The organism is Pseudomonas sp. NY15463 (assembly GCF_048068415.1).
Classification (GTDB): Bacteria; Pseudomonadota; Gammaproteobacteria; order Pseudomonadales; family Pseudomonadaceae; genus Aquipseudomonas; species Aquipseudomonas mosselii_C.
In genome coordinates, this window is record NZ_JBLUQD010000006.1 from 235,308 (window position 1) to 255,734 (window position 20,427).

At 64.2% G+C, this 20,427-nt stretch carries 22 protein-coding genes; 13 read left to right on the forward strand and 9 right to left on the reverse strand.

What is annotated here, in order from left to right:
* Nucleotide 1: 1 nt before the first annotated feature.
* From ACNFIC_RS16965 to ACNFIC_RS16975, 3 genes are all read right to left on the reverse strand, one after another.
* The gene (locus ACNFIC_RS16965) at nucleotides 2-2,053 is read right to left on the reverse strand and encodes a putative bifunctional diguanylate cyclase/phosphodiesterase (RefSeq protein ID WP_138219943.1); all 2,052 of its coding nucleotides are present in this window, start codon (nucleotides 2,051-2,053) and stop codon (nucleotides 2-4) included.
* A 268-nt stretch (nucleotides 2,054-2,321) separates the two neighbouring features.
* Complete coding sequence (locus ACNFIC_RS16970) at nucleotides 2,322-2,918, reverse strand: superoxide dismutase (protein ID WP_012274023.1); 597 nt, start codon at nucleotides 2,916-2,918, stop codon at nucleotides 2,322-2,324.
* A 241-nt stretch (nucleotides 2,919-3,159) separates the two neighbouring features.
* Nucleotides 3,160-3,759 (reverse strand): LysE/ArgO family amino acid transporter, encoded by a 600-nt coding sequence (locus ACNFIC_RS16975; protein WP_416781479.1) that lies wholly within the window; start codon nucleotides 3,757-3,759, stop codon nucleotides 3,160-3,162.
* Between the two features lie 90 nt (nucleotides 3,760-3,849).
* Here ACNFIC_RS16975 and ACNFIC_RS16980 point away from each other — a divergent pair, with 90 nt between their 5' ends.
* The 3 genes from ACNFIC_RS16980 to ACNFIC_RS16990 all read left to right on the forward strand — a co-directional run bounded on the left by ACNFIC_RS16980 (nucleotide 3,850) and on the right by ACNFIC_RS16990 (nucleotide 6,692).
* Nucleotides 3,850-4,740, forward strand: coding sequence for a LysR family transcriptional regulator ArgP (locus ACNFIC_RS16980; RefSeq protein WP_138219945.1), 891 nt, complete (start codon nucleotides 3,850-3,852; stop codon nucleotides 4,738-4,740).
* A 49-nt stretch (nucleotides 4,741-4,789) separates the two neighbouring features.
* Complete coding sequence (locus ACNFIC_RS16985) at nucleotides 4,790-5,785, forward strand: NAD-dependent epimerase/dehydratase family protein (protein ID WP_138219946.1); 996 nt, start codon at nucleotides 4,790-4,792, stop codon at nucleotides 5,783-5,785.
* Between the two features lie 85 nt (nucleotides 5,786-5,870).
* The gene (locus ACNFIC_RS16990) at nucleotides 5,871-6,692 is read left to right on the forward strand and encodes an ATPase (protein WP_416781480.1); all 822 of its coding nucleotides are present in this window, start codon (nucleotides 5,871-5,873) and stop codon (nucleotides 6,690-6,692) included.
* Nucleotides 6,693-6,794: 102 nt separating this feature from the next.
* Here ACNFIC_RS16990 and ACNFIC_RS16995 read toward each other — a convergent pair whose 3' ends face one another.
* Together ACNFIC_RS16995 and ACNFIC_RS17000 are read right to left on the reverse strand one after the other, a co-directional pair.
* The gene (locus ACNFIC_RS16995) at nucleotides 6,795-7,844 is read right to left on the reverse strand and encodes an alkene reductase (RefSeq protein ID WP_138219948.1); all 1,050 of its coding nucleotides are present in this window, start codon (nucleotides 7,842-7,844) and stop codon (nucleotides 6,795-6,797) included.
* A 17-nt stretch (nucleotides 7,845-7,861) separates the two neighbouring features.
* Nucleotides 7,862-8,164: an ArsR/SmtB family transcription factor gene (locus ACNFIC_RS17000; RefSeq protein WP_416781481.1), complete on the reverse strand. Its 303-nt coding sequence runs from the start codon at nucleotides 8,162-8,164 to the stop codon at nucleotides 7,862-7,864.
* Nucleotides 8,165-8,308: 144 nt separating this feature from the next.
* On the opposite strand from ACNFIC_RS17000, the gene ACNFIC_RS17005 reads away from it, so the two are divergent.
* The gene (locus ACNFIC_RS17005) at nucleotides 8,309-8,884 is read left to right on the forward strand and encodes an ACP phosphodiesterase (RefSeq protein WP_138219950.1); all 576 of its coding nucleotides are present in this window, start codon (nucleotides 8,309-8,311) and stop codon (nucleotides 8,882-8,884) included.
* A gap of 51 nt (nucleotides 8,885-8,935) precedes the next feature.
* Here the strand turns inward: ACNFIC_RS17005 and ACNFIC_RS17010 are convergent, their stop codons facing one another.
* Nucleotides 8,936-9,724, reverse strand: coding sequence for a lysophospholipid acyltransferase family protein (locus ACNFIC_RS17010; RefSeq protein WP_138219951.1), 789 nt, complete (start codon nucleotides 9,722-9,724; stop codon nucleotides 8,936-8,938).
* Complete coding sequence (gene olsB / locus ACNFIC_RS17015) at nucleotides 9,724-10,479, reverse strand: L-ornithine N(alpha)-acyltransferase (RefSeq protein ID WP_138219952.1); 756 nt, start codon at nucleotides 10,477-10,479, stop codon at nucleotides 9,724-9,726. The genes ACNFIC_RS17010 and olsB overlap by 1 nt, the downstream gene beginning before the upstream one ends.
* A 135-nt stretch (nucleotides 10,480-10,614) precedes the next feature.
* Here olsB and ACNFIC_RS17020 point away from each other — a divergent pair, with 135 nt between their 5' ends.
* The 6 genes from ACNFIC_RS17020 (at nucleotide 10,615) to ACNFIC_RS17045 (ending at nucleotide 15,538) form a co-directional block, all read left to right on the forward strand.
* Nucleotides 10,615-11,502, forward strand: coding sequence for an acyl-CoA dehydrogenase (locus tag ACNFIC_RS17020; protein ID WP_138219953.1), 888 nt, complete (start codon nucleotides 10,615-10,617; stop codon nucleotides 11,500-11,502).
* Nucleotides 11,503-11,556: 54 nt separating this feature from the next.
* Nucleotides 11,557-12,633 (forward strand): serine hydrolase domain-containing protein, encoded by a 1,077-nt coding sequence (locus ACNFIC_RS17025; RefSeq protein ID WP_138219954.1) that lies wholly within the window; start codon nucleotides 11,557-11,559, stop codon nucleotides 12,631-12,633.
* A complete protein-coding gene (locus ACNFIC_RS17030) occupies nucleotides 12,630-12,926 on the forward strand; it encodes an amidase (protein WP_138219955.1) in 297 nt (98 codons plus the stop codon). The genes ACNFIC_RS17025 and ACNFIC_RS17030 overlap by 4 nt, the downstream gene beginning before the upstream one ends.
* 44 nt (nucleotides 12,927-12,970) lie before the next feature.
* Nucleotides 12,971-13,564 carry a YceI family protein gene (locus ACNFIC_RS17035; protein ID WP_138219956.1) on the forward strand — a complete coding sequence of 198 codons (594 nt, stop codon included), beginning with the start codon at nucleotides 12,971-12,973 and terminating at the stop codon, nucleotides 13,562-13,564.
* A 1-nt stretch (nucleotide 13,565) separates the two neighbouring features.
* Complete coding sequence (locus ACNFIC_RS17040; protein WP_138219957.1) at nucleotides 13,566-14,723, forward strand: phospholipase D-like domain-containing protein; 1,158 nt, start codon at nucleotides 13,566-13,568, stop codon at nucleotides 14,721-14,723.
* Nucleotides 14,724-14,959: 236 nt separating this feature from the next.
* Nucleotides 14,960-15,538 carry a DJ-1/PfpI family protein gene (locus ACNFIC_RS17045; RefSeq protein ID WP_138219958.1) on the forward strand — a complete coding sequence of 193 codons (579 nt, stop codon included), beginning with the start codon at nucleotides 14,960-14,962 and terminating at the stop codon, nucleotides 15,536-15,538.
* Nucleotides 15,539-15,583: 45 nt separating this feature from the next.
* On the opposite strand, the gene ACNFIC_RS17050 is transcribed toward ACNFIC_RS17045, so the two are convergent.
* Nucleotides 15,584-15,982 (reverse strand): nuclear transport factor 2 family protein, encoded by a 399-nt coding sequence (locus ACNFIC_RS17050; RefSeq protein WP_138219959.1) that lies wholly within the window; start codon nucleotides 15,980-15,982, stop codon nucleotides 15,584-15,586.
* A gap of 115 nt (nucleotides 15,983-16,097) precedes the next feature.
* Between ACNFIC_RS17050 and ACNFIC_RS17055 the strand changes: the two genes are divergently transcribed.
* Nucleotides 16,098-16,688: a GNAT family acetyltransferase gene (locus ACNFIC_RS17055; protein WP_416781482.1), complete on the forward strand. Its 591-nt coding sequence runs from the start codon at nucleotides 16,098-16,100 to the stop codon at nucleotides 16,686-16,688.
* Nucleotides 16,685-17,557, forward strand: a complete 873-nt coding sequence (locus tag ACNFIC_RS17060; protein ID WP_416781483.1) for a carbon-nitrogen hydrolase family protein — start codon at nucleotides 16,685-16,687, stop codon at nucleotides 17,555-17,557. The genes ACNFIC_RS17055 and ACNFIC_RS17060 overlap by 4 nt, the downstream gene beginning before the upstream one ends.
* Before the next feature lie 53 nt (nucleotides 17,558-17,610).
* Here ACNFIC_RS17060 and ACNFIC_RS17065 read toward each other — a convergent pair whose 3' ends face one another.
* Nucleotides 17,611-19,134: a fumarate hydratase gene (locus ACNFIC_RS17065; protein ID WP_138219962.1), complete on the reverse strand. Its 1,524-nt coding sequence runs from the start codon at nucleotides 19,132-19,134 to the stop codon at nucleotides 17,611-17,613.
* Nucleotides 19,135-19,488: 354 nt separating this feature from the next.
* Here ACNFIC_RS17065 and ACNFIC_RS17070 point away from each other — a divergent pair, with 354 nt between their 5' ends.
* On the forward strand, nucleotides 19,489-20,409 hold the full coding sequence (locus ACNFIC_RS17070; RefSeq protein ID WP_138219963.1) for an iron-sulfur-binding ferredoxin reductase: 921 nt from the start codon (nucleotides 19,489-19,491) through the stop codon (nucleotides 20,407-20,409).
* Nucleotides 20,410-20,427 lie beyond the last annotated feature (18 nt).

A 20,427-nucleotide genomic window follows, 5' to 3' on the forward strand; every position in this document is an offset into this window, starting at 1 on the left:
GTTACAACGCCGAGACCTGATTGCGTTGCGCTTGCTTGAGGAACGCGGTCAGCTCGCGTGCCGGCAGCGGTTTGCTGTAGTGGTAGCCCTGACCTTCGTGGCAGCCCTGGGCGATGATGTAGCTTTCCTGCTCGCTGGTCTCGACACCTTCGGCGATTACCTGCATTCCGAGGCTCTTGCCCAGCTGGATGATGGCACGCACGATGGTGGCATCGTCGTCATCGTCGAGCAGGTCCTGGACAAAGCTTTTGTCGATCTTGATCTTGTCCAGCGGCAGCGATTTCAGGTAGCTCAGCGAGGAGTAGCCGGTGCCGAAGTCGTCGATGGCGATCAATGCCCCTGAGCGGCGTAGGCTCAGCAAGTGCTGGGCTGCGGTGCTGATGTCTTCCATCAGGCCGGTCTCGGTCACTTCCAGTTCCAGGCTGCGCGGCGGCAGGCGGTAAGCTTGCAGCAGGTTGTTGACCACACGTGGCAACTCGCTGTGGTGCAGTTGCACGGTGGACAGGTTGACTGCCATGCGCAGCTCGCTGAAACCTTGGTCGTGCCATTCGCGCAGTTGGCGACAGGCCTGGTCCAGGACCCATTCGCCGATGCTGATGATGTTGCCATTCTGCTCGGCCAGGGGGATGAACTGGTCCGGTGGAACCATGCCCAGCTCCGGGTGCTGCCAACGCAGCAGAGCCTCGACGCCCACTACGCGGTGGTCGCGGTAGCTGATCTGCGGTTGGTACACCAGATACAGCTGGTTGCGCGGCAGCGCCTCGCGCAGATCCTTTTCCAGCTCCCGGCGACGACGCATCTCGCTGTCGACGCTGGCGATATAGAACTGGTAGCGATTGCGCGAGCGCGCCTTGGCCAGGGTCATGGTCTGCTCGGCCTTTTGCAGCAGCTTCTCGGTGCTGTCACCGTCCTCGGGGAACAGGGTGATGCCGATGGTGGCGCGTAGGCGGATCTGCTGATGGTCGAGGTCGAAGGGTGCTTCGAGGTCGTCGAGGATGCTCTGGGCAAGCTCGGCGGCCTCGTAAGGTTGCTCGATATTGGCTTGTACCAGTGCGAACTGATCACCGCCCAGACGTGCCAGGACACCCAGGCGCCCACTGTGGGCGCGCAGGCGGTCGGCCAGGGCCAGTAGCAGTTGGTCGCCGACTTGATAGCTGAACTGCTCGTTCACGCCCTTGAAGTCGTCCAGCCCGACGCACAGTACCGCTACGCGATGTTGCAGTCGGCCACCGTCGACCAGGATCTTGTCCAGTTGTTGCTGCAGCTGCTGACGGTTGGGCAAGCCAGTGAGGAAGTCGTACTGGGCCATGCGTTGCAGGCTGTTCTCGGCCTCGTGACGCAGGTGCGTGTTGCGCTCGATCGAGGCCAGCAACTGGTTGGCGGTGTTGACCCACAGCCCCAGCTCATTACGCTCGTGCCCCTTGAGCTGCGGGATCTGGTGTTGGCTGGGGCGGTCGGGGTTGATCTGGGTGAGGTGCTCGATGATCTTCGACAGCGGTTTGGTCAGCAGCCAGTGGTACACCAGGTACAGCACCAGGCCCATGGCCAGGGCGCGCAACACGCCGGAAATGAAGATGATCACTGCATTGATCAGGAAGCCTTCGCCGTAGCTGGAGGTGTCCAGTGTGATGCTGAGGTCGCCGTAGTACTCGCTATATGGACCGCGGCCAACCAGCTGTGTGGTGTAGGTGCGTTCCTGGCCGAGAATCGGATCGGTCAGCCAGCGCATGGACATGTCCTGCAGCGGCCTGGATTTTTCCGCCAGCATGGTTTCGTTGGGGTGGCCAATGGAGGCCATGCGCACCGATTCGTCCTGGAACAGGCCTTCCATCACCTGCATGCCCATTTCCCGGTCGAGGCTATACACCGCCTGGGTGGAAGGGTCGCGGAACATGTCGAGGATGCGCTGGGCATCGTTGTTGATGGCCTGGCGGGTCTTGTAGACGTCGTAGACAATCTGCGCGCAGCTGAGCACTACGCCCACAGCCAGCGCCGAGAGCAGCACTACCCTGAGCAACTTCACCGACAAGCTGTTGCGAAATTCCAGCTTCAATGGGGTTTCCTTAATCCATGCGCATGCCACTATTTTGCCATCAACTTTGACAACAGAATATCCACCGATTGCCGTGGTGGGCAACTCGCTTGTCGACGACGTTGCCCTTGGCTCTATATCGGTTGGACGAGCATGCGACTTGAGTGCGTTGCGTCAGCTTTCCAAGCAATTGATGTTAGCGCGCTGTGCGTCCTGAGCAAGCACCGGATGACCGATCTGTGGCGAAAAAAAACCCGGCCGAGGCCGGGTTCTTTGCAAGGCGCGAAAATCAGGCCTTGAAGGTCTTGCCTTCGAACTGCTCGGCGACGAAGGCCCAGTTGACCAGGTTCCAGAACGCCTCGACGTACTTCGGACGCAGGTTGCGGTAGTCGATGTAGTAGGCGTGTTCCCAGACGTCGCAGGTCAGCAGCGGGGTGTCGCCGCTGGTCAGCGGGCAGCCGGCGCCAATGGTGCTGGCCAGTGCCAGGGAGCCGTCGGCTTTCTTGACCAGCCAGCCCCAGCCGGAGCCGAAGGTGCCGACCGAAGTCTTGGTGAACTCTTCCTTGAACTTGTCGAAGGAACCGAAGGCGGCGTTGATGGCATCAGCCAGGGCGCCGGTCGGTTGGCCACCAGCGTTCGGTGCCAGGCAGTTCCAGTAGAAGGTGTGGTTCCAGACTTGAGCGGCGTTGTTGAAGATGCCACCCGAAGAGGTCTTGACGATCTCTTCCAGGGTCTTGCCTTCGAATTCGGTGCCTGGGACCAGGTTGTTCAGGTTCACGACGTAGGTGTTGTGGTGCTTGTCGTGGTGGAACTCCAGGGTTTCCTTGGAGATGTGCGGCTGCAGGGCATCGTGGGCATACGGCAGCGGCGGCAATTCAAAAGCCATGGTGGATCTCCTGATTCAGGTCTGTTTGCGGTGTACGCCAGGCCTCACGGGTGGCCTGTATGAAAGCGTCGACGAGTTTGTACTCTTTGCGACGCAAGGGCCCGATCATAGCACCGGGTCTGCCGCATAACCACGCAACAACTATAGGGAATAGTCGCAAGCGGCGAGCTGCAAGCGGCAAGTTTGAAGCGTGTCCGCTGCCCCCGCCTTTGCTTGCAGCTTGAAGCTCGCCACTTGCCGCTCAAGAAAAGATCAACTGCGCTGCCACCGCGAACATCATCACCGCCACCATCAGGTCGAGCATCCGCCAGGTCGTTGGCCGCGCCAGCCACGGCGCCAACCACGCCGCGCCCAGTGCCAGGGTCGAGAACCACAACAACGATGCACTCGCCGCACCGGCCACGTAGGCGCCAGGCGCAGCCTGCTGAGCGCCGAGCGAGCCGATCAGCAGCACGGTGTCCAGGTACACGTGGGGATTGAGCAGGGTCACCGCCAGGGCGCTCAGCAGCACCGCGCGGCGCGAGCGCGCGCCCTGGTCTTGCTGGTGTTGCAGGCTCTGTTTGGAGCAGGCACTGCGTAGCGCCTTGGCCCCGTACCAGATCAGGAACACCGCACCGCCCCAGCGAGCGATCGCCAGCAACATTGGGTTGTGCGCCAGCACCGTGGCCAGGCCGAACACCCCAGCGGCGACCAGGATGGCGTCGCAGACAATGCACAGCGCAGCCACCGGCAGGTGATGCTCGCGGCGCAAGCTCTGCGCCAGGACGAAGGCGTTCTGCGCACCGATGGCCATGATCAGGCCAAAGGCGACCAGCATGCCGTTCAAATAGCTTTGCCACATGGCCGATACTCCCGAAAAGATGCTGGCCAGTGTGGGGCGTCGCGCTGTATAAGAAAAACAAATAAAGCTGATCAGGCATTAGTTAAATCGATGTTCGACTATAAATTGCTCGCTGCCTTGGCTGCGGTGGTCGAGCAGGGTGGCTTCGAGCGCGCAGCTCAGGTACTGGGGCTGTCGCAGTCGGCGATCTCGCAGCGCATCAAACTGCTCGAAGCGCGGGTCGGCCAGCCCGTGCTGGTGCGTGCCACGCCGCCAAGTCCCACCGATGTGGGCCGTCAGTTGCTCAACCACGTGCAGCAGGTGCGCCTGCTGGAGCGTGACTTGCAACGCCAGGTGCCCGCTTTGGACGAACAAGGCATTCCCGAACGCTTGCGCATCGCCTTGAACGCCGACAGCCTGGCGACCTGGTGGGCCGGCGCGGTCGGCGCATTCTGCGCCGAGCACCGACTGCTGACCGACCTGGTGGTCGAAGACCAGGAGGTCGGCCTCAAGCGTATGCGTGCCGGTGAAGTAGCGGCGTGCCTGTGCGGCAGCGAGCGGCCGGTAGCCGGCGCGCGCAGCCTGGCGCTGGGGGCCATGCGCTACCGGGCCCTCGCCAGCCCTGCATTCATGGCGCGGCATTTTCCCCAGGGTTTCGAGGCGGCGCGGTTGGCCCGTACTCCCGGGATCGTCTACGGCCCGGACGACTTCCTGCAGCATCGCTACCTGGCTTCGTTGGGCATCGAGGACGGTTTCCTGCACCACCTGTGCCCCTCGTCAGAGGGCTTCCTGCGTATGACCGAGGCCGGGTTGGGCTGGGGCCTGGTGCCTGAATTGCAGGCCCGTGAGCAGATCGCCAGCGGTCAGTTGGTGGAAATCTGCACCGATACCCCCATCGATGTACCGCTGTACTGGCATCATTGGCGCAATGGCGGGCAACTGCTTGCCCAACTGACCGATCACCTGCGCCACGCGGCGCGCGACTGGCTGGTGCCCTTGTAGGCGCGGGCAGCGTCAGTTGCATCTGAAATCTGGCAAGGCGGAGTGTCACATGCGAATTCTGGTCACCGGCGCGAGCGGCTTCATCGGCGGGCGCTTTGCGCGCTTTGCCCTGGAGCAGGGCCTCGAAGTACGGGTCAATGGTCGCCGGGCCGAGGGTGTGGAGCATCTGGTCAAGCGGGGTGCGCAGTTCATTCCGGGCGATTTGGGCGACGCGGAACTGGCGCGGCGTCTGTGCCAAGGCGTCGAGGCGGTGGTGCATTGTGCGGGCGCCGTAGGGACCTGGGGGCGCTACCAGGACTTTCATCACGGCAACGTGGTGCTGACCGAGAATGTGGTCGAAGGCTGCATCAAGGAGCATGTGCGCCGTCTGGTGCACCTATCCTCGCCATCGGTCTACTTCAATGGCCGCTCGCGCCTGGACATTCGCGAAGAGCAACTGCCCCGGCGTTTTCACGATCACTACGCGCTGACCAAGCACCTGGCTGAGCAGAAGGTCTTTGGTGCCCAGGAGTTCGGCCTCGAAGTGCTGGCGCTGCGCCCGCGCTTCGTCACCGGAGCAGGCGATGCAAGCCTCTTCCCTCGCCTGATGCAAATGCAGCGCAAAGGCCGTGTGGCGATCATCGGCAACGGCCTGAACAAGGTCGATTTCACCAGTGTGCACAACCTCAATGATGCACTGTTCAATGCGTTGTTCGCCGATGACGCGGCGTTGGGCCAGGCCTACAACATCAGCAATGGCCATCCGCTGCCGTTGTGGGATGTGGTGAACTATGTGATGCGCCGCATGGACCTGCCCCAGGTGACCCGCTACCGCAGCTACGGCCTGGCCTATAGCCTGGCGGCGCTCAACGAGGCTGCCTGCCTGCTGTGGCCCGGACGTCCGCAGCCGACCCTGAGCCGTACGGCGATGCAGGTGATGAGTCGCGATTTCACCCTCGACATCAGTCGTGCCCGCCAGTATCTGGATTACCGTCCACGTGTGCAGGTGTGGAGTGCGCTGGATGAATTTTGCGCCTGGTGGCAGGCCCAACCGGGCAATCACTGAACTGCACGCGGCGCTGATGGTCACCAGTGCGCCGCTTCGACGGTTTATAATCATTCCTCTTTGCTATCACCGTGGTTGAATGCCCATGCGTAACGACGCTCACGACGATTTCGACGACGTGCCCCCCCTGCGCGCCGGTACCCCTGATGATGACGAGCTACTGCCCGCCCATGTGGCGCGTAGCCGGCAGAAGGTTGCACGGCCGCGCAGCAATGGCCCGTTGTGGGCCCTGCTGGGGGCTTCGTTCATAGCCCTTGGCGGGCTTGGCTGGTGGAGTTTCCAGCAGATCTCGCTGATGGAGCAGCAACTGGTGGCGACCCAGGAAAGCTTCGCGCGTATCAGCGAGGAAGCCGCCGGGCGCTTGCAGGCGATCAGCGGCAAGGTCGAGGCGAGCGAGTCGTCCAGCAATACCGGCAGCGAAGCGTTGAAGTTGCAGATTCGCCAGTTGCAGGCCAGCCTGGCCGAGCAGGGCAAGCAGCAACAGGGCGTCGCCGGTCAGGCGGGCGACCTGGGCAAGCGCCTGGAGCAGGTGCTGGCCGATACCCGCGCCCAGCAGCAGGCGGTCAGTGCATTGCAGGTTCAGTTGCAGGCGCAATTGAAAGCGGTGAACAGTGAGTTGGCGGCGTTGAAGTCTGGCCAGCTCGACGGCGGTAAGCTTGAGACTGAGCTCAAGAGCCTCAGCACGGAAGTCGCGGCGCTCAAGAAGAGCAACCCCAACGCGGCCATCGAGAGCCTGGAGCAGGATGTACTGGTGCTCAAGACTCAGATCGACAACCGCCCGGCGGCAGCCTCCGGGGGCGCTTCGGTGCAGGAGTTCGATGCCTTCCGTGGGCAGACCACGCGTAATATCAGCACCCTGCAAAGCCAGATCCAGAACCTGCAACAGCAGATCAACGCCCGGCCCTGAACTAGGCGCGGGCGTGGTTAAACCCACGTCCACCGGTCAACGCAAAACCTGTGGGAGCGGGTTCACCCGCGAAGGGCCGCAGCGCGGCCCCGGCGAGTTCGCTCACAGGCGCGGATAGTCGATGTAGCCCACCGGGCCACGCCCATAGAAGGTCTCTGGATGCGCCGGGTTCAGCGGGGTATCGGCCGCCAGCCGCGCCGGCAGGTCAGGGTTGGCAATGAACGGCACGCCGAACGCCACGGCATCGGCCCAACCCGCCGCCAGCGCGGCATTGGCACTGGCCTTGTCGAAGCCTTCGTTGACGATGTACGGCCCACCGAAGGCGGCCTTGATTTGCGGCCCGAGGCTGTCGTCGGCTTCTTTCTCCCGCGAGCAGATGAACGCGATGCCGCGTTTGCCCAGCTCCCGCGCGACATAGGTAAAGGTCTCAGTGCGGTCGGCGTCGCCCATGTCGTGGGCGTCGGCGCGGGGGGCCAAGTGCACGCCGACCCGGCCGGCGCCCCACACTTCGATGGCTGCGTCAGTCACTTCCAGCAGCAGCCGTGCGCGGTTTTCCAACGAGCCGCCGTAGCGGTCGGTGCGCTGGTTGGTGCTGCTTTGCAGGAACTGGTCGAGCAGGTAGCCGTTGGCGCCGTGGATCTCCACGCCGTCGAAACCTGCGGCCTTGGCGTTCTCGGCGCCACTGCGGTAGGCCTCGACGATGTCGGCGATTTCTTCGGTTTCGAGGGCGCGTGGGGTCGGGTAGTCACTCAATGGACGCACCAGGCTCACATGCCCTTTGGGCTGGATCGCGCTGGGCGCCACCGGCAGTTCACCGTTCAGGTAGGAGGGGTGAGAGATGCGCCCCACGTGCCACAGTTGCAGGAAAATCCGCCCGCCAGCGGCGTGCACGGCCTTGGTGACGTTGTGCCAGCCGCGCATCTGTTCGTCGTTCCAGATGCCCGGGGTATCGGGGTAGCCGACGCCCATCGGGCTGACCGAGGTCGCCTCGCTCAGGATCAGTCCCGCGCTGGCGCGCTGTACGTAGTACTCGGCCATCAGCGCGTTGGGCACGCGACCTTCGTCGGCGCGGCAACGGGTCAGCGGGGCCATGATGATGCGGTTGGGCAATTCGAGGTCGCCCAGTTTGATCGGATCGAAAAGCGTGGTCATAGCGGTTACCTGCCTTGTCAAAGCGCTTGGCGCAGTTGTTCGAGGAACGCCTGGATGGTGGCTTCGTCGCGTTTGAAGAAATGCCATTGGCCGATTTTCTGGCTGTTGATCAACCCCGCGCGCTGCAAGGTGGCCAGGTGGGCGGAGACGGTCGACTGCGAGAGGCCGCAGCGTTGGTCGATCTGCCCGGCACATACGCCGTTTTCGGTGCTGTGGTACTGGTCGGGAAACTGCGCGGCGGGATCTTTCAGCCAGCTGAGGATTTCTCGCCTGACCGGGTGGGCCAGTGCTTTGATAATTTCGTCGAGATCGAGTGGCATGCGGTGAGGCTCGTTGTGTATCGCGATAGGGCGAAATTTAAATCGATATTTCGCGATATACAAATATGAAGGCGTTATGAGCTGAGTGCGAATCGCTATATCGCGTTATAACGATATAGGGCTTACCGGTGCTAGACTGCGCCCATGAACTACCTCGCGCACCTGCACCTGGGCGGCCCGGCGCCGCAACAACTACTCGGCAGCCTGTATGGCGATTTCGTCAAAGGATCGCTGGAGGGGCGTTTTGCGCCTGAGCTGGCGGCTGCTATCCGGCTGCACCGGCAGATCGACAGCTACACCGACAGCCACCCGTTGGTGCTGGCTGCGCTGGCGCGGTTCCCACAGGCGCGCCGACGTTTTGCCGGGATCGTCCTGGATGTGTTCTTCGACCATTGCCTGGCGCGGCATTGGGGGGATTACGCCGAGCAACCGCTGGCGGTGTTCACCGGGCGCTTTTACCAGGTGCTGTTGGCTGAACCTGAGCTGCCTGGGCGTCTGGCGCGCATCGCGCCGTTCATGGCGGCGGATGATTGGTTGGGCGCCTATGGTGATTTCGCCACGCTTGAACAGGTGTTCAACGGCATCGCCCGGCGTTTGTCGCGGCCCGAAGGCATGGCAGGGGTAATGGATGAGCTTGAGCGCTTGTACGAGCCGCTGATGGCGGATTTTCGGGCGTTCTATCCGCAGTTGCAGAGGTTCGCGGCGGCGCAGCGCGGATAGGCCAGCCGGCCTGTCGTGGGGCTCTCGCCTGGCCGCGCGGTGTGAGCCGTTTCATGCAGCACGCGCCTGGCGCTGCGCCGACGGTGCGCTGTGCTCGATCCCGAAGAGCGCCAGATGCACGGCCTGTTGGGCCTGCAAGGCGAGTATGGCGCGCTCTTTGCCCTGGCTGGCGATGGCCGGCAAGAGCTGGATCTGCACCTCGCCACGCGGTTGCGCAAACAGCCGCATCAGGTGCGAGAGCACGTCGTCGTCGCCGATGAACGGTGCGATGGGATCAGTTTGGCCGTCACGCAGGTAATGGATCGCAACCGGTTGAATCGGTACGCCATGGTCGATCGCCCCAGCCAACAGGCGGCCATGGAAGGTGCGCAGTGTGCGGCCATCGGTCGTGGTGCCTTCGGGGAATATCAGCAGCGGGCGCTGTTGGGCGAGCTGGCCACTGATCTGCTCGCGCAGCCGTTGTCCATCACCACCGCCACGTCGGATGAACAAGGTGCCGGCTTTCTCTGCCAGCCAGCCGGCCAGCGGCCAGTGGCGCACTTCGGCCTTGGACAGAAACGACAGTGGGGTGAGCATGCCCAGCAGTGGGATGTCGGTCCAGGACACATGGTTGCTCAGCCACAGCATCGGCTGGCGTGGCACCTCGCCGATCACTTTCACCTCGAACGGCAAGGCCGCCACCAGCCGGCCCATGAACAGGCGGGTCCAGCGCTGACGGCGTTCAAGCGGGGTAGGCAGGCCCAGGCGTTCGGCCAGGGCGATGCTGGCGGCCAGCGCCACGCCCAGTAGCAGAACCAGCACAAGGCGCAACAGGCGGGCGTATGCCCGCAGCCGCAGCATCAGACCGCCGCCTTGAAGTGGCGGGCGTAGCGAGGGCAAAGGTCGTCGCGCTTGAGCAGGATGAACACGTCGGCGACCTGGAAGTCCTCGTCCCAGCACGGCTCACCGCAGATCTTCGCGCCCAGGCGCATGTAAGCTTTGAGCAGTGGCGGCATCTGGGCGATGACGTTGCCGGGCAAGGCCAGGTTGGGCAGCGGGTTCTTTGGCTCGGCACGCAGGTGATCGGTGCACAGGTGCCGCTCGCGCAGGCGCTGCATGATGGCGTGGGCTTGTACGCCACCATCCTGCATGGGGATGCTGGCGCAGCCCATCAGGTAGTGGTAGCGGCCTTCGTTGAGCACCTCGGCCAGCTCTGCCCAAAGTACCGCGATGGTGCCGCCATTGCGGTAGTCAGGGTGCACACAGGTGCGGCCCAGCTCCAGAATCGGCCCTTGCAGTTGCAGCAGACCGTGCAGGCGGAATTCTTCTTCGCTGTAGAAGCGCCCCAGGCTGCTGGCCGCCTGGTGATCGAGCAGGCGGGTGGTGGCGACCAGTTGCCCGGTGGCCAGGTCACGCACGCCGATGTGGCGGCAGTGGACGTCGTAGTCGTCCATGTCCAGGCCCTGTTCGGCGCCCTTGAGCCTGGCCTTGAATTCACCACTGAACACCTTGAAGCGCAGCGCCTGAGCTTCGTGCAAGGCGTCAGCGCCGACCAGGCGTTCGGCTTGCAGACGGCGTTCAGGGCTGTTGTCGCCAGAGCGAGCGATCCGAGTCATTGCGAGTCTCCATGAGCCAGCCAAAGGGTTGCGGCCGGTCGGCTTTGTTGTGCAAAGTCAGCCTAGGTACGTGCGGTGTCACCCCCGTGAATCTTTGGTGATGCTTGCGTGACAGCCCCCATGGGAGGACCCTCGATGGCCTGGTTGCAACGACTCAACGACCCCTTGCGGTATGCGCCCCAGGCCAGCCTGGGGGAGGCCTATGCAGCGGTGCTTGAGCGCTTCGGCGCCGGTTCGCCGTTCGAACTGGCCGTGCTGGGGGCTCGCGCCATGGCCACGCCTGGGCTGGCTTTCCTGGTCGGCTACCAGGCCGCGTTGCGGGTGCTGTGGCCCAGCGCGCCGGCCAGCCTCGGCGCCCTGTGCGCCACCGAACGGCGCAGCGTGCGCCCGGCCGATATGCACACCCGGCTCGATCAATTGCGCCTGACCGGCAGCAAGGATTTCGTCACCGCCGGACTTGAGGCCGAGTGGTTGCTGGTGGCGGCGCGTAGCGAGGCGCAGGGGCAAGCGCCGCAGTTGCAGTTGGCGGTGGTCTATCCGGGCGAACCTGGTGTGGCCCTTGAAGCGTTGCCGATCCTGCCGCTGATGCCAGAGATCGGGCATGCGCGGGTTCAACTGGAAAGCGCAGCCTGCGAGCTGCTGGCCGGCGATGGCTGGGATGCTTACGTCAAACCCTTCCGCACCCTTGAAGACCTTTACGTGCTGGCCGCCCTGGTGGCGTGGCTGCATGGGGTTGCCCAGGAGTGTGCTTGGCCGCAGCCCTTGCGCCTGCGTTTGATCAGCCTGCTGGCCGGCTGTGCCGAGGGCAGCCGGCAGTGTGCCGACAGCACCACGGGGCATTTGTTGATGGCAGGATTGTTCGCCCAGTTCGATAGCCTGCGCGGTGAGATCGACAAAGCGATGGCTGCCGGCCCTGCGTCGTGGGGGCAGTTGTGGGCGCGTGACCAGGGGGTGCTGGCGCTGGCCAGTGCCGCGCGGGATAAACGCCTGGCCAAGGCCTGGGCGGCAGCGGGATTGTCATGAAAGCCTGAGAAATTGGGCGCATTTGACCACCCATCCTGGGGCCCTGCGATCACCATGAAGATACTGTTGCTGCTGCTTGCACTGGCAGTTGTCGCGGTTCGCGCCGAAGAGTGGCCTACCCCGGATTGGCCAATCGACGGCGTCGCCATCGACTGGCGAGCCGTGGACGCCTACGCCTTCCCTGAACGCAACGCCGAGCGCAGCGGTGTTCGCACCGACGCACTGCTGATCATCCGCGATGGCCGCATCGTTCACGAGCGCTACGCCGCGCCAACCCGCGCCGACACACCGCACCTGACCTGGTCGGTGAGCAAGAGTGTGCTGGCCACGTTGCTGGGTGTGGCCCAGGGCGAAGGGCGCTTCGAGCTGGACGACCCTGCCTCGCGCTTTTACCCGGCATTGCGGGCGCACCCGGCGCTGCGCCTGCGTGACCTGCTGCACTGGGCCAGTGGCCTGGTCTGGCAGGAAGACTATGAGTACGCACCGCTCAAGTCGTCGGTGGTGGCCATGCTCTACACCCGTGGTCGTGACGATATGGCGGCATACGCTGCCGGCATGCCCGCCGAGCGTGTGCCTGGCGAACGTTTCGTCTACTCCAGCGGCGACAGCAACCTGCTCGGTGCAGCCCTGCGCGGCATGCTTGCGCCGCAGCAGTACGCCGATTATCCCTGGCAGGCGCTGTTCACGCCGCTGGGGATCGACGGCGCAGTCTGGGAGCGCGATGGCGCCGGCAACTACGTCGCGTCTTCTTATCTTTACCTGCGCGCCCGTGACCTGGCACGTATCGGCCTGCTGATGCAGCGTGACGGGCGTTGGGGTGATCGCCAGCTCGTCCCCGCCGCGTGGGTGGCCTTCAACCGCACCCTGTTCGCACGCGCCGAAGCCATCCCAGGGGAGGCCAATCCCGGCGGGCATTGGTGGCTCAACCAGCCGCTGCCCGGCCAGCCGCGCCCGTGGCCCGATGCCCCGGCGGACACCTTTGCCGCTTTGGGCCACTGGGGTCAGGCGCTGTACGTGCTGCCTGCGCAGAAACTGGTGATCGTGCGCTATGCCGATGACCGTGACGCCAGTTTCAGCCATAACGCACTGCTCAAGCAGGTGCTTGCTGCGCTGGCCAAGGAGGGGCGATGAAACGCATCGGGCTGTTGCTGGTGCTGGCGCTGCTGGCCTGGGCCTGGCACGAGCGCCAGGCGCTGGCGGACTTTCCCGGCATCCTGTCGGCATACTCGGCCAAGGAATACTGCTCCTGCCGGTTTGTCATGGGCTTCGAGCAAGGCTACTGCCGTGGCTACGTAAAACAATACCTGCCGCTGGGCTTGCTGGAGGAGGACAGCACGCAGCGCCGGGTTCGCGCCGAAGGCCTGGGCCGACGCAGCGAGGCGGCCTGGCAAAGTGCGCGCGAGGGCTGCCGCTTGCTGCCATGAAATCGGGCGGGTAATGTTGACGGCCTTGTTTTACAGGATTTCCCATGTTCAAGCCGTCCCGTCTGCTTCCTGCATTGCTGCTTCCCCTTCTCGTCAGCGTGGGCCTGCCAGCCCAGGCTAACTGGCACCTGGATGGCGAGTCGTCGCGCCTGTCCTTCGTCACCGGCAAGAACGGCAACATCGCCGAGGTCAACCGTTTCCTGGTCCTGCACGGCACGGTCGATCGCAAGGGGGCGGCCGAGGTCAGTATCGAGATGGACTCGATCAGCAGTGGCATCGCCCTGCGTGATGAGCGCCTGCGCGATAGCCTGTTCGAGGTGGAGCGCTTCGCCGAGGGCAAGGTGCAAGCCCAGATCGACTTACGCCCGATCAACGACCTGGCCAACGGTGCGCAACTGGAACTGCGCTTGCCGGTGAGCGTCACCCTGCATGGGCAGACTCACAACTACAACACCCTGCTGCTGGCCACTCGGCTGGACGAGCGACGTTTCCAGGTGGTGACCCTGGAACCGTTGGTGCTGCGTGCCGAGGACTTTGGCTTGATGCCGGGCCTGGAAAGCCTGCGCAAGCTGGCCGGGCTCAAGTCGATCAACCCGTCGGTGCCGGTGAGCGCGGTGCTGATCTTCAACGCCCGCTGACATGCCGGGGCCGGTCTTCCCCTGGCGCGGCGGCAACCAGTTCGAGCTGCTGATCGACGGCCCCGAGTTTTTCCCGTGCATGCTCCTGGCCATCGTGCGTGCCGAGTTCCAGGTGGACCTGGAGCTGTACCTGGTCGAGGGCGGGGCCTGTGCGCAGGCGGTGGTCGAGGCCTTGGAACAGGCCGCGCGGCGGGGCGTGCGGGTGCGTTGCCTGTTCGACGACTACGGCTCGCTGGGGTTTCCTGCGGCCTTGCGCGAACGCTTGCTGGCAGCCGGCGTGGAGCTGCGCTGGTACAACCGCCTGCGTTGGCGTCGGGGTTTGCGCAACCTGTACCGCGATCATCGCAAGCTGCTGTTGGTGGACGAGCGCTGGGCGGTGGTCGGCGGCACCGGGGTAACCGACGAATTCTGGAAGCCGAACGAGGTGCTCAGCGAGTGGCATGAGGTGATGGTGCGCATGGAGGGGCCGATCGTCGGCGACTGGCAGTTGCTGTTCGACCGCCAGTGGCACGCCAACCAGCGCCGTACCGCCTGGCGCCCGCCGGAGAATTTCGGCCTGCCACGCCTGCCCCGGGTCCCGCTCGAAGGGCAGGGCATGGGCCGCGTAGCCTACGCCGATGCCCGCCAGCACAAGGACATCCTGCATGCGCTGGTGCGCGCGCTGAACAGCGGGCAGCGGCGTATCTGGCTGGCCACGCCGTACTTCTTGCCTACCTTCAGCGTGCGCCGCTCGCTGCGCCGGGCTGCGCAAAAGGGCCTGGACGTGCGCCTGCTGCTAACCGGCCCGCGCACCGATCACCCCGCAGTGCGCTATGCCGGCCATCGCTACTACCCGAGGCTGCTGCGCGCCGGGGTTCGAATTTTCGAGTACCAGCCGTGTTTCCTGCACCTGAAGATGGTGCTGGTGGACGATTGGGTGAGTGTGGGCTCGTGCAACTTCGACCACTGGAACCTGCGTTTCAACCTCGAAGCCAATGTCGAGGCCCTCGACCCAACGCTGACCGCCGCGGTGGCCGCGAGCTTCGAGCGCGACTTCGCCTTGAGCGAGGAAGTCGACCTGCTCCAGTGGCAGGCACGCCCCTTGTGGCGGCGGGTCAAGCAGCGTGTGTGGGGTTGGCTCGACCGGCTGGTGGCCAATCTGTTGGACCGACGCGATTAGTGTCCTGTCCCGGAAATAAGCTGTTCACTTTTGGCGGCGTCTTGAATGCCCGGCCTGCGTTGCCACTCCTCGCCATAGCCCTGCTATGACTCGTCGCGGCGCCTTGGCCGAACATCCAAGCCACTCCCCAAAAGAGCACGTATTTCCGAGACAGGGCACTAGCGGCGTATATCGCTCGCCGGCAAAGCGGACTATTGTGCTCGGATTGTTCCCCTGCAACGCAAGGAGTGGATGCGATGACGGCTAAGAAGATTCTCATGCTGGTGGGTGATTACGTCGAGGACTACGAGGCGATGGTGCCGTTCCAGGCGCTGAGCATGGTCGGGCATACCGTGCATGCGGTGTGTCCTGAAAAGGTCGCCGGGCAAACGGTGCGCACGGCGATTCACGATTTCGAGGGGGAGCAGACCTACAGCGAGAAGCCCGGTCACAACTTCGCCCTGAACTACGACTTCGTCCAGGTACGCGCCGAAAGCTACGACGCACTGTTGATTCCCGGTGGCCGGGCGCCGGAGTACCTGCGTCTGAACGAAAAGGTGCTGGACTTGGTGCGCGCCTTCGACCAGGCCGGCAAGCCGATTGCTGCCGTATGCCATGGCGCGCAGTTGCTGGCCGCAGCGGGGGTGTTGGAGGGGCGTGAGTGCAGCGCGTATCCGGCGTGTGCGCCAGAAGTGAAGCTGGCAGGCGGGCGCTTCATCGACATTGCCGTGGATCAGGCGCATGTCGATGGCAACCTGGTGACTGCGCCGGCGTGGCCTGCGCATCCGGCGTGGCTGGCGGCGTTTCTCAAGGTGCTGGGGACGCGTATCCATTGACACCGCCTTCGCGGGGCAAGCCGCAATGGCGCCCCGCGATATGCCTCAGCCTACCTGTTCGACCCAGTCGTTGAGGTTGTAGTAGTTGCTCACCCGGGCGATCTTGCCGCAGTGGATGTAAAAAAATGCGCCGGCCGGCAGCACGTACTTTTGCCCGTTGGCTGGCGGCAGGCCTTCGTCGTCGGCCAGGTACTCGCCGTGCACGGTGAACTCGGCGGCAGCGCGGTTGCCCTCGGCGTTCTGCATTACCACGATATCGGCCAGGCGTTCGCGATAGCAGCGGTTCATCTTGTCCATGAAGGCGGCGAAGGCGGCCTTGCCCATTTGCCGTTCGCCCTGGTTGATGTCGTGGATCACGTCTTCGCTGAGCAGCGCGAGGAAGGCGGGCATGTCGCCAGCGTTGAAGGCGTTGTAGTAGGCAGTGACGAGTTCGGTAGCGGTCATGGAGAAATACCTGTCGCGCAGGGGAAAGGGAGTGATGTGGAGCCGATGATAGGGTTTCCCCTCAGGCCCGGCTTAGCCGAGCGCGTCATCCACATCGACAAAACGACCGCCCCGCATGCAAATACGCCTGCTGCATGGCGCTGCCATCGCGCCTTACATCGATGACCTCGCTCGTTTGCGCCTGACGGTGTTCCGCGAGTTTCCCTATCTCTACGACGGTGACGAAGCCTACGAGGCCGAGTACTTGTCTACCTATGCGCGCTCCGGGCGCAGCCTGGTGGTGCTGGCGCTGGACGGCGAGCAGGTGGTCGGCGCGTCCACCTGCTTGCCGCTGGCCGACGAAAGCCCTGAGTTTCAGCAGCCGTTCCTGGCCCAAGGCCGCGACCCTGCGACGGTTTACTACTTCGGTGAGTCAGTGTTGCTGCCGGCCTACCGGGGGCGTGGACTTGGGGTGCGGTTTTTCATCGAACGTGAATCCTATGCCCACAAGCTCGCCGAATTCGACTACTGCGCCTTTTGCGCGGTGGAGCGCCCGGCGGGGCATCCGCGACGGCCCGAAGACTACAAGCCGCTGCACGGTTTCTGGCGTAACCGCGGCTTTCTGCATGAGCCCTCGCTGCGTACCGCCTACAGTTGGCGTGATCTGGATGAGCCTGAGCAGTCGCCCAAGATCATGTCGTTCTGGCTCAAGGCCCTGCCGGTATGATCCGCGTCGCGGCCTGCCAGTACGCCATCGAGCTGCATGAGCACTGGGACGTCTATGCAGCGCACCTGGAAGGCTTGTGTGCCGAGGCGGCGCAGCAGGGCGGACAATTGCTGTTGCTGCCCGAGTACGCAGGCTTGGTACTCAGTGGTCAGTTGCCGGTCGCCGAGCGCGGCGATCTCAAAGCGTGCATCGCCGGCATCCAGCCGTTGATCGCGCCCTGGCTGGCCCTGTGCGAGGGGATTGCCCGGCGTCTGGGGGTCTACCTGCAGCCGGGCAGCGTACCGGTACTGGACGCCGACGGTTACTACCGCAATCGCGCCTGGCTGTTTGGCCCTGAAGGGCGGCTGGGGCATCAGGACAAGCTGATGATGACGCGCTTCGAGCGTGAGCAGTGGGGCATCAGTGCCGGTCAGGGGGTGCGAGTGTTCGACACCACGCTGGGACGGCTGGGTATTCTGATCTGCTACGACAACGAGTTCCCGCTGCTGGCCCGCACCTTGGCCGAAGGCGGCGCTGACCTGATCCTGGCGCCCAGTTGCACCGATACCGTGGCCGGATACCACCGGGTACGCATCGGCGCCCAGGCGCGGGCGCTGGAGAACCAGGTCGCGGTGCTGCAAAGCCCGACCGTGGGACTGGCGGCATGGTCACCGGCGTTGGATGAGAATATAGGCAAGGCAGGTTTGTTCGTACCGCCCGACCACGGCATGCCGGAGGATGGGGTGATCGCGCAAAGTGCGTCAATGATGCCGGAGGGCAGCCGCTGGCTGGTCTGTGATATCGACCTGGAGCAAGTGCGGCGGGTGCGACAGCAAGGGCAGGTATTCACCCGCAGGGACTGGCCGGAGCAGTTCGACCGAGTGGTGTAGGCAGCTGTACGTCTTCACCGGCAAGCCCGCGAAGACGTACAGCTTTTTCGCCGTTACTTCACTTCGACCGCCAGGCTCTCGGCGATCTTGCCTTGCCACAGGGCGGGGCCGGTGATGTGCACCGACTCACCTTGGCTGTCCACCGCGACGGTGACCGGCATGTCCTTGACTTCGAACTCGTAGATCGCTTCCATGCCCAGCTCGGCGAAGGCCAGGACCTTCGACTTGCGGATGGCCTGGGCCACCAGGTACGCCGCGCCGCCGACAGCCATCAGGTAGACGGCCTTGTTGTCCTTGATCGCCTCGATGGCGGTCGGGCCGCGCTCGGACTTGCCGATCATGCCCAGCAGGCCGGTTTGTTCGAGGATCTGGCGGGTGAACTTGTCCATGCGGGTGGCAGTGGTCGGGCCGGCTGGGCCTACCACTTCGTCACCGACCGGATCGACCGGGCCGACGTAGTAGATGAAGCGGCCTTTCAGATCCACCGGCAGCTGTTCGCCACGGTTGAGCATTTCGACCATGCGCTTGTGCGCAGCGTCGCGGCCGGTGAGCATCTTGCCGTTGAGCAGGATGGTCTCGCCCGGTTTCCAGCTGGCCACTTCTTCTGGGGTGATGTCGTCCAGGTTCACGCGGCGTGCGCTCGGGCCAGCTTCCCAGACGATTTCCGGGTAGGCGTCCAGCGACGGCGCTTCCAGTTCGGCCGGGCCGTTGCCATCGAGTACGAAGTGGGCGTGACGGGTGGCGGCGCAGTTGGGGATCATGCACACCGGCAGCGAGGCGGCGTGGGTCGGGTAATCCATGATCTTGACGTCGAGCACGGTGGTCAGGCCGCCCAGGCCTTGTGCGCCGATGCCCAGTTGGTTGACCTTGTCGAACAGCTCCAGGCGGATCTCTTCGAGGCGGTTCTGTGGGCCGCGGGCCTTGAGTTCATGGATGTCGATGGACTCCATCAACACTTCCTTGGCCATGACGGCGGCTTTCTCGGCGGTACCGCCGATGCCGATGCCGAGCATGCCAGGCGGGCACCAGCCAGCGCCCATGGTCGGCACGGTCTTGAGCACCCAGTCGACGATCGAGTCGGACGGGTTGAGCATGGCCATCTTCGACTTATTCTCCGAACCGCCGCCCTTGGCTGCAACGTCGACTTCGACCTTGTCGCCGGGCACGATGGAGTAGTGGATCACCGCCGGGGTGTTGTCCTTGGTGTTCTTGCGTGCACCGGCCGGGTCAGCCAGGATCGAGGCGCGCAGGACGTTCTCGGGCAGGTTGTAGGCGCGGCGTACACCTTCGTTGATCATGTCGTCGACGCTCATGGTCGCGCCGTCCCAGCGCACATCCATGCCGACGCGGATGAACACGGTGACGATACCAGTGTCCTGGCAGATCGGGCGGTGGCCGGTGGCGCACATGCGCGAGTTGATCAGGATCTGGGCGATCGAGTCACGCGCGGCAGGCGACTCTTCACGCAGGTAGGCCTCGTGCATCGCCTGGATGAAGTCGACGGGGTGGTAGTACGAGATGAATTGCAGGGCGTCGGCAACGCTCTGAATCAGGTCGTCTTGCTTGATCACGGTCATGCAGCGCGCTCCTCTTAAAGACGGGAACATGTATAAAGGCACTCCGACGCAGCACACCGCTAGGTCAGGCATGCCTGGCAAGGCGTCGGTGGTCGGCCGGCGCAAAAAGGCGCGGCAGTATACCGCAGGCCCGCTGCGGGAAACACCTGCGGGCGGTCTGGACCATGGTCGGCTGCCGGGTGGGCATCCTTTTTGCTGTCTGGTGGCCTGACTCCCCTTAGACTGGTTGGGGCTGCGATGCAGCCCTTTCGCGGCACGAGGCCGCTCCTACAGGGAATCGCGTTCGTCTGTAGGAGCGGCGTGCCGCGAAACGGGCGCAAAGCGCCCCCAATCGAAATTGGAGAACCCCCGAACATGCCTGAACTCTGCGTGGGCGAGCGCCGCTTTACGGTGCCGGCCGCGAGCAACCTGCTCGATGCGCTCAACGATGCCGGTTGCGCCGTGCCCTACAGTTGCCGTGCCGGCAGCTGTCACGCCTGTTTGGTGCGCTGTCTGGACGGCCTGCCCGTGGACGCCAAGCCCGAAGCACTGAGCGCCGACAAGCGCGACGAAGGCTGGCGGCTGGCTTGCCAGTGCACACTGGCCGGCGACCTGCGGGTGGCGGTGTTCGATCCGCAGCGCGATGGCCTGCCGGCCACGGTCAGCGCCTTGGACTGGTTCGGCGACGTACTGCGCTTGCAGCTCAGGCCGCAACGGCCGTTGCGCTATCAGGCCGGCCAACATCTGGTGCTGTGGTGTGGCGATGTCGCGCGCCCGTACTCACTGGCAAGCCTGCCGGGCGAGGACGATTGCCTGGTGTTTCACATCGATTGCAGCCGTCCTGGTGCTTTCTGCGACCGGGCCCGGCATTGGCAACTGGGGGATGTGGTCAGCCTTGGCGAGCTGCGTGGCGGCGCCTTGCACTATGACCCCGATTGGCAGACGCGGCCGCTGTGGCTGCTGGCAGCCGGTACCGGGCTGGCACCGTTGTGGGGCATCCTGCGCGAGGCGTTGCGCCAGGGGCACCAAGGGGAGATTCGTTTGCTGCATGTGGCGCGCACGCCAGCTGGGCACTACCTGGCCGAAGCGTTGCAGTCGATGGCGGGGGTGAGTGTGGAACAGGTGCTGGCCGAGCAGATGGATGAAGCGCTGGCCGCATTGCGCCTGACCTCGCGTCAGACCATGGCCTTGCTGTGCGGGGCACCGGGAAGTGTCGAACGTTTCGCCCGGCGGCTGTTCATCGCCGGGGTTCCGCGTAACCAAGTGTTGGCGGATGTGTTCACCGAGCACGTTTGAAGCCTGAAGCGATCGCGG